The sequence below is a fragment of the Levilactobacillus namurensis DSM 19117 genome (assembly GCF_001434785.1).
GTDB lineage: Bacteria > Bacillota > Bacilli > Lactobacillales > Lactobacillaceae > Levilactobacillus > Levilactobacillus namurensis.
In genome coordinates this window covers 14974-28696 of record NZ_AZDT01000061.1, presented here as the reverse complement: position 1 = coordinate 28696, position 13723 = coordinate 14974, and the positions used below count along the sequence as shown (strand labels likewise).

The following is a 13723-nucleotide window of genomic DNA, read 5'->3' as shown; positions in this document are numbered from 1 at the left end:
AGCACTTGAATCATGTGTTTGATGGGGATTTTGGAGTTTCTGGTGAATAATTCAGGCTTATTAATATTGTATAAATAATGCGTTTGACACCATAAATAGTTGTTAACCTATGTTATGATAATAGGACAAGAATTTAACTAGCTTGAAGGGGGCGTTGGCCGTGCGACAGCAGCGAAAGTTTTGGAAGTGGGTTGTTTTAGGCACCATGCTGGTCATGGGCGTTTACTACCTGAGTGGATTACCGGTCACGCAGCGTGAGGCGTTGCTCCAACCGGATGAGCCGGTCACTCAGACCACGCCGGTGAAGAACCCAGCGCACCGGCCTAAGGCGACACCGACCGCCGCCATCGTACGCGATGTCTCGCTCTCCCAAACTTACTATTACCACTTTAAACGAAACCTGCCGTTACCGGGGCGTCGAGCCTTTCGCGCGGCGATTGCCACCTATAACCAGACTGGTAGCGTACACCTGATTCAGGGGAAAGCCCCGGCGCAGGCTAATCGGATCACCTTGCGGGCCTACCACAAGCGGATGCCGAAGCGGGCGAATTACCGCGAACTAGGTGAAGGGGGTCCGGCCATTATCCGCGAAACCAGTTTCTGGCACGTGGCGACTTGGAACCACGGCACGGCCAGCATGAACGCAGACTATCCGGTCTCGATGACCCGGGCAGTCGCCGTCCACGAACTGGGGCACGCGTTAGGGTTGGCCCACAGTCGGTCGCCCCGTTCCGTGATGTACCCGTACAAGCAACACCGGGTTCATCTGACTCACCGCGATCGGGCGGGGTTGGAGAATATCTACCAATAGGTATCGTGGTTTTTAAAAGAGCCGGAGATCCAAACGGTATGACGTAAAATGATGCAAAAAAAATCCGCGAAATCATTCGCGGATTTTTTAGTGCGCTCATTTATTTTGTGGCGTCGAATTGGTAAGCGGAATCGTAGAACGGTACCCGATAAGCCCGGTAGGCGTAAGCCTTAGAACCAGCGTTCTTCATGGTCAAGTTGAAGACCTGCTTGCCACTCTTCGTGACTTCGATGACGTTACTTTCGTTTCCACCATTCTTGTACCCGAAGTCGATCAGGACGTTGCCGTTAGGTTGCTTCTCGGCGTACCCGATGACACTGGTAAAGTTGGTCTTACCCAAGGACTTCCCATAAGCCCAAGTCTGCTTGATGGTCATGTTCTTGGTATTGACATGGTACTGAACGGCTTGTGAGTACTTGCCGGACGTCTTCTTGTTCCCGTTAGTGACGGCAATGTTGTTGTCGTACAACATGAAGTCTTCGCTGGAAGCCTTAGCACCGTTCCCGTTGTTCAACAGGTAAAGGCCGTGTTGACCCCCGGTGATGGTGGTGCCCTTGGTTGGCGTCAAGACGTACTTGCGGTAAGCCTTTGGCCAGGAGGACTTCTTCTTCCCACTGTAGATCCACTTGATGTGCTTAGTCTTGTAGTCCAGCTTCATGATCATATCCTGATTCCGCGTGGAAATCACGATACTCTTATCGTTCTTGTCGTAGTCGATGGCGTTTTGGTGCAGCCAGTCGATCTTACCATCGGCACCCTTCTTGTAATCCTTGTACATGGACTTCGGCAGGATCTTCTTCATATCGATGACCTTAACGATCTTCCCAGTATTGTGGTCGACTTCGATCATGGTGTCTTCCTTATACTTGGAACCGTCGGAGACCGTGGCTAGCAAGTTATGGTTAGGTAATTCGACCAAGTCATGGTGAATGACCGTGGTTTCAGGGTTAGCCTTAGCGGCGGCTTTACTGATACTGCCGGCATCGGAGCTACTGGTCTTTGCGGAGAAACTGTATTCCTTGTAGACCCGACCCAAGTAGTCGGTCTCCAGTAAGTCGTTGTACACATCGGAATTCACGTCCTTCTTCGACAGAATCATGATGTGCCCGTTCGACCATTGTTCAACCATGTGTTGGGAGTAGTTGGTGTCGTACCACCGAACAGCCCCGTCGGCGTCGACGGCCATTGGTTGCTTAGTGGTCCGGTTCAAGATGGTCAGCTTGTTCTTGCCGATGCTCATCTTGTCCTTATCCTTATTAGTCACCGTAATCGTGGCGTTCTTAACGTATTTAGGTAAGGCCCCCGTCTGCATCCGCAGCGTCTTGGTCGTGGTCTTACCATTCTTAGTGGTTTCAGTGATTTTAACCGTGTTATTAGTATCGGCGTACAGGCCCACCACGGGAACTTGGTGACTGGTGGTGTAGCCGCCCTTAACTGTGTTGGTGATGGAGGTGTGGTCCGTCTTCCCGACCACCGTGTAGCTGACCTTCACCGCATCATCCGTGGTGAAAGTTACTAAGGCAGACAATGGTGAAGAGCCATAAGGATTGATTTTAACGTAAGGGTTGTCGAACGTGTAATCCTTATTCTCCGCAGCGGCCTTGTAGGTCGCGGTCAGGGATTTTTGTTTATCCTGCCGGGTCGATAAGATGCTGACATCCAGATTCTTCTTGATCTGATCCGTGGTCAGGCCGACCTTGTTTTCCTTAATCTTGTAGCTCGCCGTGGTTTTGGTCTTGGTTGAGCAACCAGCCAGGCCGACCGTTAAAATTGCGAGTGAGGCGACTGCCAAGGTCCACAGTCGTTTGTGAGTACGTTGCACGTGCGCCATCTCCTTAAAATTAGATAAAAAGGGGGCGTCTGGACAGAACTGTCCCAACATCCCCCAATGTATGTAACACACTTAATATAGCACAGATGTGAAACAGGGGTGTTACATAAGTCTAATGAATCTATGAATTAAATGTGATGAAAATGTGAAGATGACGTGATGACCCCGGTGTGACGGGGATGGTCACCCTTTCTAAGAAAAGCTTAGACAATCCTTACCGCCGTGTTAGGACGCTGAAGACGGCCCCATGCTATAACTAGGGTACGCTATTGGTTCAGCCGATGGCCATCACCGGTGACGGTGATTCCAGAGAATTCATCGCGGCTTGCCGCGTTAGTCTTTCCGTCCGTGAGCGGAACTAGCGCGATCTTGAAAGGAGTGCTTCACCATGTCTAAACTTACCTTAACTTTAACGCAACACTTACAGCGCAATAGCACGCAACCAGTCTTAAAGGATGCGGCGACCCAGGAATGGTACACCGGGGGCGAACTCGCCGCCGACGTTGATCAATTGAAGGACCAGCTCCGGGGCCTCAAAGTGGGGCACGGGGATCACGTATTGGTGGCGCTGCCTAACGTCCCCGTCTATCCCGTTTTGATCCAGGCCATCTGGGAATTGGGCGCGGTGGTGGTCCCCGTGGCGGGTACGACCACCGTAGAAGACTTACACCGCCGGATGCAGGAACGCGTCTTTGCGGCCTATGTGGTCACCCCGGAGTTGCTGAACGCGGCCGTGACGGCGGTCAGTACGGTGACCCGACTCCAATTGAATACCGCCCCAGAATTGACGTTGGTCCGGGACCTGGCCGTCACCGGCCACGTGGCGGCGACGCCCACTGAAGCGGATCCGGCTTTGCGCCTGACGGTCGCCCAAGCTCCAGTCACGCTGACCTACGCCCAACTTCAACGGGACGTGGCGGCGACCGTGGCGACCTACCAGCTAACGGCTACGGACCGTACCTTGCTGGTGACCACGCTGACGCAACAGGAAGCCCAACTGGCGCTACTGGCGACCCGGTACGTGGGCGGTCGGGTAGTGGTGACCCAGCAATTCACCGCGTCACAATTCTGGCCCCAGGTCACGGCCAATCAGATCACCCACGTGTCCCTACGACCCTTGCGTTTGGCGGCGTTGTTGCGACTCGCCGACCCCAGCGGCCTGTCGGCTTTACGCTTCATGCCCGAACCCGCGTCGGTTCCTGCCTGGGACCGGGCGTTACGTTATCGGGTCAGTCAGGCTGACCGCCGTGATTCGCGGTTTATTAATCCCCAGAAGAAGGCTATCATGAGAGGTAATGTACCCCGGACCGCGGGGATGACTCCCGGTGCGGGCTAACTTCTAGGTAAGGGAATGTGAGAAATGACACGGATCGTGATTGCGGCGGATTCATTCAAAGGGAGTGCCACCTCCCAACAAGTGGGCGAGTACTTAACCAACGGGATCTATCAAGTCGACCCGGAAGCGTCGGTGGTCACGGTCCCCATGGCTGACGGCGGTGAAGGAACCGTTGCCAGTGTCTTGGCGGCGTTGGGCGGCGAACGCCGGATCACTAGGGTGACGGGACCGGTGGGCCAACCGGTCGACGCGACTTGGGGCTGGTTGCCGGATCAACACATGGCCGTGATTGAAATGGCCGCGGCGGCCGGATTGAACTTGGTTCAGCCCGACTATGCGCCCCGCACGGCCAGTACTTATGGCGTGGGTCAGTTGATTGACGCGGCGCTGACGGCCGGGGCGACCACCATTTACGTGGGTCTGGGCGGTAGCGGCACCACCGATGGCGGCGCCGGCATGTTGCAGGCCCTAGGCGCCCGCTTACTGACGGCTACGGGCGACCCGATTCCGCGGGGCGGCGCAGGGTTACGTGAGCTAGCCTTAGTGGACCTCAGCGGGTTAGATGACCGTTTAGCCAGGGTTAACTTAGTTGCCCTGACCGACGTGGAGAACGTTTTAACGGGACCCTACGGTGCGGCGGCCGTCTTCGGCCCACAGAAGGGGGCGACTCCGGAAATGGTGCAAGAACTCGATGCCAATCTGACCCATTATCAGGCAGCCCTGGCCGCACAAAATGCCTTTTCACTGAGCTGTCCGGGTGACGGCGCCGCGGGTGGTACCGGGTTTGGCTTGCGGTTATTAGGTGCGACACTGGCACCGGGAACCGCGACCATGCTAAAGCTCACGCAATTGGCAGCCAAGCTGCAAGTGGCTGACCTGGTCCTGACCGGCGAAGGCCGGGTGGACGGCCAGTCCCTGATGGGCAAGGCCCCGATTGGCGTGGCTAAGCTAGCACACGCCGCCCAGGTCCCGGTGATTCTGATTGCCGGGAGTGTCGGCGACGATTTAGCGGCGGTTTACGCGGCGGGCGTCGACCTGGTCTTGTCGTCCACGGTAGCCCCCATGACCGTGAATCAGGCCATTGCCCAGACAGAATCGCTCCTGATGAATGCTGGTGCTACGGCGATGCGGGCTTATCAGTTAGGACACTAGACAGAACTTAAATGATGAAGATAACCCGGGAAATGCTGACATTTCCCGGGTTATTTTTGCGTTGGCGGGCTGGGTTTAGGGACTAATGGAACTTACGGCGCCAACCAACCAGTCCCAGTAAGCTACCGCCGCCCAGAAGGATTGCGAGCCAAGGGGTGTGGTCGTCAGTCTGGGGGAGCGTCTGGTTGTCCGTGGTGTACGGCGTGGTCGGTCGTGACTTTGAAACTTGAGCCGGATGCCAAGGGGCCGGGTGCTTGGTTGGGAGGTCCAGGAGATGGCTAGTCAAGGGGTGTAACAGGCTGGGGGATGTTACGTTGGTCGAACTACCGCTCAACTGTGGCTTGACTGGGGGCTGGGGCGTTGGTGTTGGGTCCGGTGTCATGGGTGTGGTGGGTTGAGGAAGCTCCGGCTGGGGTTCTGGTGCGGGTTGGGGCTTCGGCGCTGGTGTGGGTAGTGGGGGCACCACCGCGGGCGTAGTTTTGGTTAAGTGGAAGATGATGTTCGCCGAGTATGGCGCTTGTGGCTCGTCACTGGGAAGCCCCGTGATCCAGTACGCCCCAGCTGGCGTGGTGGCCGTTGGCGTGGCCAGAGTGTCACCGGCGGCGTTTTGGGTCAATTTAAAGAACGCGGTGGCATCCGCGTCATGGTCCGCATCCGGGTGGTCACCCTTCATCTGGAGAATGACGGGTGGAATATTGGTAATCAGTTTAAGCCGGGTTGGGATGGCTTGACCGGTGGTGGCGTCTTGGACCTGCCACTGGAATTTTTGGACTAACGCCGACAGATTAATGGGCTGGGCGGGCGTCGTTGACGGGTCTCCCAGTGAGCCGACGTCGAAGGATTGGTCGTACCCGGCGGAATGATTGTCATTATAATTGGGGTGCTGGGGTAAGTTGGTGAGACTGGTTAACAGGTGATTTTGGTCATAAGCAAAGGTACCGTTTAGGGACCGTAGATCCGGCAGGTATCCGGAGAGGTCATTTTGACCAACGGAGAGTAGGGGGGATTGGTCGGATTGGTCGCTTGGTTGTTCATGTAATCGAGGTAACGCCGTGATTTTTCCCGAGAGGTGGTTCGCATTTAGCCGAACGTTGCTGATCATTGGGAAGTGGTCTAAGTGGGGGATGCTCCCCGTCAGGCCTAAGCCGCTTAATTCTAGGGTGGTCAAGTGGGGATTGTTGGGCAGCAGCTGATCAATAAACGTTTGCGCAGGAATCTTGAGGTCGAGTTGCCGGTTCCACAGGCGTTGGCTGTTGTCTGGCGCTTGAGTGTCGCCCCCGTATTGGAGTTGGAGAACCTTCAGTTGGGGGGCGAAGCTAAAGGACAACTGATGGAGACCGGTTAGGTTCAAGCGGTCGGCCTCCACGACCGTGAATTCGGTGAGGTTCGTAAACTTGTCCAGGCCCGTCCAATCGGCGATTTTGCCTGGTTGGGGTAGGTCTGTGGTGGACGCGCGTGGTTGGGTAATGGGAATGTTGGCATCTGAAAGGCTGGTCAGTTGGGGAAGGTACTGGGCCAGATTCGCGTCGGTGATGGTGGGCGTGGGGACACCGGCTTCTGCGGGCGCCACTTGGCCTTGCAGGTTCTTTTCGATCCAGTTGCGGAGCGTCTTATCGGGGAGCCAGGCCTGGGCGTTCCCTAGGTCCGTGGTGGTTGTCCGCGGCGCCGCAGTGGGGTGTGTCGCGGCCGGCGGATTACTTACCGTAGCAGCGTTTGCCGGAAGGGCACCTGCAGATAGCGCGAGACTCAAGCCTAGTAGTAAGGTCGTTTGCAGAATCACGTGGTTTGCAGAATTAGTGTGAAACATGCACTGGTGATCAGAGAATTTAGTGGACAAAGGGGGTCCCTCCTGAATGGTGTGGGGTGAACGGTTACGATAACTCCAGTATAGTAACTCGGACGATAATGACAACCTAATCGTCTTATAAATAATTTTATCAAGAGTGCTGTCCCCGGTACAGCGCTAAGCGCGGGACGTTGAGGAAGTCGTGATTTGTTACCACCAGCGGCAAACGGATTGACCGAACGACAAAAACGACTACCCCTTACCTCGGCTGAAGTAAGAAGTAGTCGCGTTTAAATTCTGATACTCAAACGGTCCCGCGTGGTCGACCTAATGGAACACCCGCGCAATCCCAGCAATGTTCGACCGTTGGCCGTTCTTGATGGGTTGGACCATGATTCGTGGTGGCCAACTTTCGATGACCTTGTTGTGGCCTAAGTAGAGCGCCACGTGCCAGATGGTGTGGGTTCCTGGTTGGTAATAGAAGACCAGATCGCCGCGTTGCCGGTTTCGGTACGCCACGTGTTGGAACTTCTTGCTGGCCCAGAGGTTCCGAGAATTCCACTCGTTACCCGGGTAGGCGTGGTGGATGGCACTAATTGGCGCGGGGTTGATTCCCCCAGCGTAGAGGGCCTGCATCACCAATCCGGAGCAGTCCGTACCGTAGATGGGCTTGGAGGATGAGCCGACTAAGTATGGCTTACCCAAGTACTTGTAGGCTTGGTGAATCATGGCTTCGATGTGGGCGGACCGGCCGTTCCAGGCGTGGGCGCCTAGTGGTGCCACGTAACTGTCGATGCTCTTGAAGCTCGACTTGGAGAAGCCCAACTTGACCCAGGTCTTCTGGTTCACGTTCCCCGTGACCTTCAATCCGTGCTTCCGTTGAAAGGCCTTAACGGCGTTGTAGGTCGCCTGATTGTATTGGTTATACCCGTTGGCGGTGCCTAGACGACGCATGATTTTCCAGGTCTTGATGCCTTCGTAGTGCCGCTTGACCGTGTAGCCGACCTTCCCGTAAGGCTTGATCTGGGTGTAGTTGACTTGATAGTACTTCTTAGGGTTCTGGTACCCAGCTGTCTTGGCAACGAAGGCCTTGTTAGCCGTCACGTATTTCCCGGTGTTGGTCTTTAAGACCGGATGCTTGCCTGTAGTGACCACTTTGCTGATTTTAGCGTAGTGCCCCTTTTTGATGGCCTTGATCTTTTGGGTTCGGGCGGCATTCTTGTAGTAGATGACGGTCTTCTTGACCCGGATGATGCCCGGGTTGGTGGTGTAGTAAGTGCTGGCGGCCTGTGCCGGAACGCTTAGGCTGGCCGTTACCCCAGCGACCAGTAATAGGCTGGTCAGTAACTTCTTATGTAACACGATAATCTAGCTCCCCTTCGTTAATAGCTTAACGCCCGGTAGGCGTCTTGTTTGCGGTGCTTCGCCAGCGTGGTGAGTTTCATACTGGTCTTCTTATGGGTCCAGGGGTCGTTGTAGTACGCCCGGGTCTTACTGTAGCCGCTAAGCGTAATGGCGTGGTTGACGAAGCCGTCCACGTTAGCGACCCAGATGACCACCGGGTGGCCCTGGTTGATCTGCTTCTTAAAGGTGGCAAATGAGGCGCCCGTCAGGTTCTTGGCGTGGCCAACGTGCTTGCGCACCACGCCCATTAGGCCCTTAGGATAAATCCACCAGCCCGTTGGCGAGTAGGGACTGCCCACAAACCCCTTGTTGGGATTGTGACTGCGGGGCGTCTCCTTGGCCAGTTGCATCTTGGTGACCTTGGCACCGGCGTATTGCAACATCATGGTCGTTGCCGTGATTTCGCACCCCGTCGGCAGTTCTGGCCGTTGGGCAATCAGCGGGACCTTGAGTTTCCGCAGGGATTTTACGGTCCCGTTGCGGTGAATCCAGCCGGTCCGGCCCTTGCCGGCGGAAAACTTGAGCCAGATACCTTTAGGCAATTTTTCCTCCTGCGTGACGTGGACTGACCGGTGTGCGTAGGCTTGGCCGGTCGCAATCGGCTTGAGGTTTTCTTCGCTGGATTTGGCGCCGCCCGTCGCGTAGACCTTGTAGTTGTGCGGCCGGTTCGCGCTAATCTTGGTGTAATAATTCACCTTTTTGCGGCTTAAGATGGGCGCGTAGGTGGCGGTGTCGGCGTGGGCCGGCACGGTCGCCCCGAATGTCATCAGGGCGGCTAAGGTGACCATACCCGCCCAGAAATGGTGAAACATACTCGAATTCCTCCCTTGAAACTAGTTTATGAGTCCCGTATTCAGTATAGTCTTGCGAATAACTAACGGCAATCATCATTTTGTGAAACAACCATTTTGATTCCAAAATAAAGCCACTGAAATCGCCCCGTGGAAGCCAACATTGGTTTCCACGGGGCGATTGAGTGGTTATCAGGTTAGACGATTTGGGCGCCTAAAGCGGTCTGGAAGTGCCGCAGGGCCCAGTCATGGCCGGCCTGGTCGAAGCTGGCGACGGCGTCACGGTGAATCACCAACTGGTAGCCCAGGTTATACGCGTCGACGGCGGTGTGCAGGACGCAGATGTCGGTGCAGACGCCCACCAGATGCAGGGTGGTCACGTGGCGCTCCCGCAGCCGCAGATCTAGGTCGGTCCCGGCGAAGCTGCTGTAGCGGGTCTTGTCGAATTGCCAGACGTTAGGGGCCTTACGGTGCTGGTCGTACCAGTCTTGCAAGGGGCCGTAGAGTTGCCGTCCCCAGGTACCACGGACGTTATGCGGCGGAAAGAGCTTGCTTTCGGGATGGTAGGGGTCGTGGGGTGTGTGAACGTCGGTGGGTAAGAGGACCCAGTCACCAGCCGTGACCATCTGGTCGGCTAAGGCCACGATGGGTTGGGCCAGGGCCTGGCCCGGTTGCCCACAGGTCAGAGCTCCTTGGTCGGCCACGAAGTCGTTAGTGTAGTCAATGATGAGTAATGCTTGCGTGCTTGTCATCAGAATCTCCTCCTCAAGGTGGTACTGTCGGTTTTTGGCGCCAACTCAGCGTCGGGGCAGACTTGAGTTCAGTATGCCCAATTGGTCTCGCGGTCGTCAACGACTTAGCTCATTGAAATCATAATAATCCCCCGTGTGTCGCGCTTGACAGGCGCATGGGGATTTCCTATACTATAACTAGATTAATATTATATCGCATATAGTATGGGGGGAGCAAAAATGGCCATTCAGGTCCCAACGGAATTGTTAGACGGCTGTGTCTTGGGCGCGTTGAGTCGGCAGGATTTTTACGGCTACGCGCTGACCCAGGAAGTCCGTCAACATTTACCCATCTCAGAATCGACTCTGTATCCGGTCTTGCGCCGGCTGAAGAAGGACGGGTGGTTGACCACCTACGATGAAGCCTATCAGGGGCGGAACCGCCGGTACTATAAATTAACGCGGACCGGGCAGCAACAGTTGACCAAGATTCAGGGTGAATGGGGCGACTTCAAGCAAGCCATGTCCGAACTATTGGAGGGGAAACAAAATGGATGAGTATATTCAGGCCTTGCAGCGGCTCTTGATGCAGCTGACAACGGCGGAGCAACAGGACGTCGTGGAATACTACCGGGAGTACCTACAAGACGCCGGCATCACCAGCTATCAGGGGGCCGTGGACGCGTTAGGGACGCCCCAGTCGGTCGCCCGGAAAGCCCTAGCGGATTATTCAATTAAGATGAACACCCAGGCGGATCAGAAGAGTGCTACCGCAGCTCAGGAACGACCGGGGACTAAGGCCAACGTGCGGATGATCTGGTTGATTGTCTTGGCGTTATTATCCACGCCCGTGACCATCCCCATCGTGCTGGTCTTAGGTGCCCTGATTGTGGCCGTGGGCGCGGTCATCTTCGGCATCGTAGCGGCCGGTTTTGGCCTGTTATTTGCCGGCCTGGCCAGTGGGGTCGTGAGTGTGGTCGTGGGCATCATGATGCTCTTCACGGCGCCGGCCACGGGGGCCTTTTACCTGGGGCTAGGCTTAGTCGTCCTAGGCGCTAGTTGGTTGATTACCGAAGGCGTGGTCTGGTGCGGGATCCAATTGATTCGTTGGCTCGCGAACCTGAGTCGGTGGGTCTATAATCGCTGGATGCCTAAGCACCCGAAGAAACGGGGGGGACAATCATGAAAAAACGCTATATTGCTTGTGTGGCAGCCATTGTGGTGGGCATCATCTTAGTCAGTTGGGGAACGGCGCATAAGGGAATCAAGCCGGTAACCTGGGACCGAACCACAAACCGACTAGTGGTCCTCAAGAAGGTCCGGCACACCACCAAACTCGCTGATTTTGACCGGTTGGTGGTCAATACCAAGTTACCAGTCGTGGTCAAGCCGGGGAGCGTGAACCGGGTAACGGTCCAGCAACAGGCGGCCAATCGCCGGCGTCATCCCGTGACCACTAAGGTCCACGACGGAACGTTAACGGTCAGCGGCGGTGACCAGCGCCAACGCGGCGTCACGCTCAACGGGTTATCGATTACCGGTGACGATGAGGCCTTCGACACCGATGGCGCCATTACCATTACAGTCCCACAATCGGATCAGCTCAAGACCTTGACGCTCCAGAAGAGTTGGAAGGTGCGGTTGGAAGACTTGACGGTCCAGCGGGTGACTGGCCGGACGGGAGGCAACTTCCAGGCCAAGAACGTCACGTTCAAGCAAGCTCTGGATCTTTCCCAAGGGGATGCGGATATCTACTTGACCAACGTGACGGCACCCAAGGTCACGGCCAAGACATCTTACGGGGATATCCAAGTCCGTCAGAGTCAGTTTAAGAGTACGGCCAACGTTTTGAATTCGCTAGACGGCGACATCACCTTAGAAATGACCGAGTTAGGCGGCGGGGACCTTCGCACGTCCGATGGCGATATCACGGTCCGTGATAATCAGGTGGCGAAGACGTTAACGGTTCAAAGTTACGAGGGGGATCTGTCGGGCATGGTTCCCGCCACGGCCGGGGTTTCCGTTCAAGGCTCCACGGATAGCGACATCGAACTCTTCGGGCGTTCGCGGGGGGCCACTGCTCAGGTCCGTCCGCACGCCAAGGTCCAGTACCGCTTCATCACGGGCGACGATGGGGACATTACGGTGCGTTAGTTTTCACAGGACTTGACGGAGATGGTAGAATAGAGGAACTTGTGTCGCAGTAGCCAGCACCGTGACACGTGATCTGAATGAGATAAGGAGATTTTTAATCGTGTCTGAATTAACTTACTGGCAAAAAATTGCCGCCCACGCCCAGGCCGAACACCGGCCGTTCTTCTCGTTGGCACCCATGGAAGCCGTGACCAACGCCATCTTCCGCCGGGTCGTCGCTCGGGCTGCTGCCCCCGACGTCTTCTTCACGGAATTCACCAACGCCATTAGCGTGACCCATCCTAAGGCCAAGTTCACGGTCCAGGGTCGGCTCTACGTGGCGCCCGAAGAGGCCCACATGCCCGTGGTCCAGCTCTGGGGCAATCAACCGGAGGCGTTCGAAGCGGCAGCGGCCAACGTCAAGGAACGGGGCTACGAAGCCATTGACCTGAACATGGGGTGTCCGGATGCCACCGTCATCAAGAACCACGGGGGCAGCGACTTGATTCGCAACCCCGAGGACGCCGCAGCGGTCATCGCAGCGGCGAAGACGGCCGGCCTTCCCGTCAGTGTCAAGACGCGCCTGGGCTATAGCCGGGTCGACGAGTGGCACGATTGGCTTCAGTTCTTATTAGAACAGGACATTCCGCTGTTAACGGTCCACTTGCGGACTAAGAAGGAAATGAGCCGGGTCGGTGCGCATTATGAGCTGATCGACGATATCGTGGCTTTACGGGACCAAGTTGCCCCGCACACGTTACTGCAGATTAACGGGGACATTGAAAACTACCAGGATGGGTGTGCCTTGGCGGCCGCTCATCCAGGTGTCGACGGCATCATGATTGGCCGGGGCATCTTCACCAGCCCCTTCGCCTTCGAAAAGACGCCGCAGGACCACGACGTGAAGGAATTGTTAGGCCTGTTGAATTATCAACTGGACCTCTACGATGACTTCTCCGAGCGGTTCGATACTCAACGGTTTGCGTCCCTGAAGCGTTTCTTCAAGATCTACGTCCGGAGCCAACCGCACGCCGCGGAGCTCCGCAACGCCATGATGGAGACGCGGACCACGGACCAGGTCCGGGAACTCTTGCGAGAGTCGCCATTAACTAAATGAAAATTGTCGGCATGATTGCCGCGGGGAGGAGCCTAGGATTAAACGTCCGGGCTCCTTTTTTAGGTTTAGCCAGGGGGAGTGGCATTCATCCGCCTTACCGGTTGGGCCTGAAGAGGCTGGAACGTGGTGGGCACGACTTGGAGCCCTGAAAACCCCAGGTCTTCAAGCTCGGCCTTTGGGTAAGCCAGCTGAAGAGACTGAAATGTGTGGCCGGAGATGGCCAGCTTCGCTCCCTTTTTGGCGCTGGGCAGGTGTGTTGAGTTGCTGGAGGCGCAAAGAAACGTTACGCTATAGGAGAAACCTAAAATGGGGAGAGATGAGCATGACTAAAAAGTCACGGACTTGGGGCCAGTTGGTCAAACGGGTCCTCTGGGTGGATGCCTGGATGTTGGCAGCGACCGTAGTGACGGAGTGGCTGTCGACGGGTCGGCCGTTTAACGGGTCCGCTTTGGGCGGCATCTTGGTGGGGTCGGGGCTGGTCCTAGTGGGGAAAGTCCTCACGGATTGGCAGCGTCGGCGAGTTCAACGATTGCCGCAGCACAGCTACTCGGATGCTGAGATCAAGGCCTATTTCCGGCAGCATCGGTCATCCAAATAAGTATCAAATGACGCGTCTGGGCGAACAGGTCCA

13 protein-coding genes are annotated in these 13723 nt (G+C 56.1%); 8 read left to right on the top strand and 5 right to left on the bottom strand.

All coding sequences use genetic code 11. The features are described from left to right. Nucleotides 1-160 precede the first annotated feature (160 nt). Nucleotides 161-811 carry a matrixin family metalloprotease gene (locus tag FD30_RS09060; protein ID WP_056944766.1) on the top strand — a complete coding sequence of 217 codons (651 nt, stop codon included), beginning with the start codon at nt 161-163 and terminating at the stop codon, nt 809-811. A gap of 100 nt (nt 812-911) precedes the next feature. On the opposite strand, the gene FD30_RS09055 is transcribed toward FD30_RS09060, so the two are convergent. After that, nucleotides 912-2642: an aryl-sulfate sulfotransferase gene (locus FD30_RS09055; RefSeq protein WP_147000056.1), complete on the bottom strand. Its 1731-nt coding sequence runs from the start codon at nt 2640-2642 to the stop codon at nt 912-914. Between the two features lie 388 nt (nt 2643-3030). Here FD30_RS09055 and FD30_RS09050 point away from each other — a divergent pair, with 388 nt between their 5' ends. Together FD30_RS09050 and FD30_RS09045 are read left to right on the top strand one after the other, a co-directional pair. Next, nucleotides 3031-3978, top strand: coding sequence for an AMP-binding protein (locus FD30_RS09050; RefSeq protein ID WP_056944765.1), 948 nt, complete (start codon nt 3031-3033; stop codon nt 3976-3978). 24 nt (nt 3979-4002) lie between these two features. Continuing rightward, nucleotides 4003-5130: a glycerate kinase gene (locus FD30_RS09045; protein ID WP_056944764.1), complete on the top strand. Its 1128-nt coding sequence runs from the start codon at nt 4003-4005 to the stop codon at nt 5128-5130. Between the two features lie 82 nt (nt 5131-5212). Here FD30_RS09045 and FD30_RS09040 read toward each other — a convergent pair whose 3' ends face one another. The 4 genes from FD30_RS09040 to FD30_RS09025 form a co-directional block, all read right to left on the bottom strand. Beyond that, the gene (locus tag FD30_RS09040) at nt 5213-6967 is read right to left on the bottom strand and encodes a hypothetical protein (RefSeq protein WP_056944763.1); all 1755 of its coding nucleotides are present in this window, start codon (nt 6965-6967) and stop codon (nt 5213-5215) included. Nucleotides 6968-7243: 276 nt separating this feature from the next. After that, nucleotides 7244-8245, bottom strand: coding sequence for a DUF5776 domain-containing protein (locus tag FD30_RS09035; protein WP_371862367.1), 1002 nt, complete (start codon nt 8243-8245; stop codon nt 7244-7246). A gap of 53 nt (nt 8246-8298) precedes the next feature. Beyond that, nucleotides 8299-9132 (bottom strand): C39 family peptidase, encoded by an 834-nt coding sequence (locus tag FD30_RS09030; protein ID WP_056944761.1) that lies wholly within the window; start codon nt 9130-9132, stop codon nt 8299-8301. A 176-nt stretch (nt 9133-9308) separates the two neighbouring features. After that, nucleotides 9309-9863, bottom strand: a complete 555-nt coding sequence (locus tag FD30_RS09025; protein ID WP_056944760.1) for a cysteine hydrolase family protein — start codon at nt 9861-9863, stop codon at nt 9309-9311. Between the two features lie 219 nt (nt 9864-10082). Here FD30_RS09025 and FD30_RS09020 point away from each other — a divergent pair, with 219 nt between their 5' ends. The 5 genes from FD30_RS09020 to FD30_RS09000 all read left to right on the top strand — a co-directional run bounded on the left by FD30_RS09020 (nt 10083) and on the right by FD30_RS09000 (nt 13690). Continuing rightward, nucleotides 10083-10400, top strand: a complete 318-nt coding sequence (locus tag FD30_RS09020) for a PadR family transcriptional regulator (RefSeq protein ID WP_056944759.1) — start codon at nt 10083-10085, stop codon at nt 10398-10400. Further along, on the top strand, nt 10393-11028 hold the full coding sequence (locus tag FD30_RS09015; RefSeq protein WP_056944758.1) for a DUF1700 domain-containing protein: 636 nt from the start codon (nt 10393-10395) through the stop codon (nt 11026-11028). Before FD30_RS09020 ends, FD30_RS09015 begins: the two co-directional genes overlap by 8 nt. Further along, entirely contained in the window at nt 11025-11996 is a 972-nt protein-coding gene (locus FD30_RS09010; RefSeq protein WP_056944757.1) for a DUF4097 family beta strand repeat-containing protein, read from the top strand. The genes FD30_RS09015 and FD30_RS09010 overlap by 4 nt, the downstream gene beginning before the upstream one ends. 100 nt (nt 11997-12096) lie before the next feature. After that, nucleotides 12097-13092, top strand: a complete 996-nt coding sequence (locus FD30_RS09005; protein WP_056944756.1) for a tRNA dihydrouridine synthase — start codon at nt 12097-12099, stop codon at nt 13090-13092. Nucleotides 13093-13414: 322 nt separating this feature from the next. Beyond that, on the top strand, nt 13415-13690 hold the full coding sequence (locus FD30_RS09000; RefSeq protein WP_056944755.1) for a hypothetical protein: 276 nt from the start codon (nt 13415-13417) through the stop codon (nt 13688-13690). Nucleotides 13691-13723 lie beyond the last annotated feature (33 nt).

What these genes read in the sequence shown, in the direction of transcription:
- FD30_RS09050 (WP_056944765.1), top strand. Translation starts at nt 3,031, where the DNA reads ATGTCTAAACTTACCTTAACTTTAACGCAACACTTACAGCGCAATAGC.
- FD30_RS09010 (WP_056944757.1), top strand. Translation starts at nt 11,025, where the DNA reads ATGAAAAAACGCTATATTGCTTGTGTGGCAGCCATTGTGGTGGGCATC.
- FD30_RS09045 (WP_056944764.1), top strand. Translation starts at nt 4,003, where the DNA reads ATGACACGGATCGTGATTGCGGCGGATTCATTCAAAGGGAGTGCCACC.
- FD30_RS09000 (WP_056944755.1), top strand. Translation starts at nt 13,415, where the DNA reads ATGACTAAAAAGTCACGGACTTGGGGCCAGTTGGTCAAACGGGTCCTC.
- FD30_RS09025 (WP_056944760.1), bottom strand. Translation starts at nt 9,863, where the DNA reads ATGACAAGCACGCAAGCATTACTCATCATTGACTACACTAACGACTTC.
- FD30_RS09015 (WP_056944758.1), top strand. Translation starts at nt 10,393, where the DNA reads ATGGATGAGTATATTCAGGCCTTGCAGCGGCTCTTGATGCAGCTGACA.
- FD30_RS09020 (WP_056944759.1), top strand. Translation starts at nt 10,083, where the DNA reads ATGGCCATTCAGGTCCCAACGGAATTGTTAGACGGCTGTGTCTTGGGC.
- FD30_RS09055 (WP_147000056.1), bottom strand. Translation starts at nt 2,642, where the DNA reads ATGGCGCACGTGCAACGTACTCACAAACGACTGTGGACCTTGGCAGTC.
- FD30_RS09030 (WP_056944761.1), bottom strand. Translation starts at nt 9,132, where the DNA reads ATGTTTCACCATTTCTGGGCGGGTATGGTCACCTTAGCCGCCCTGATG.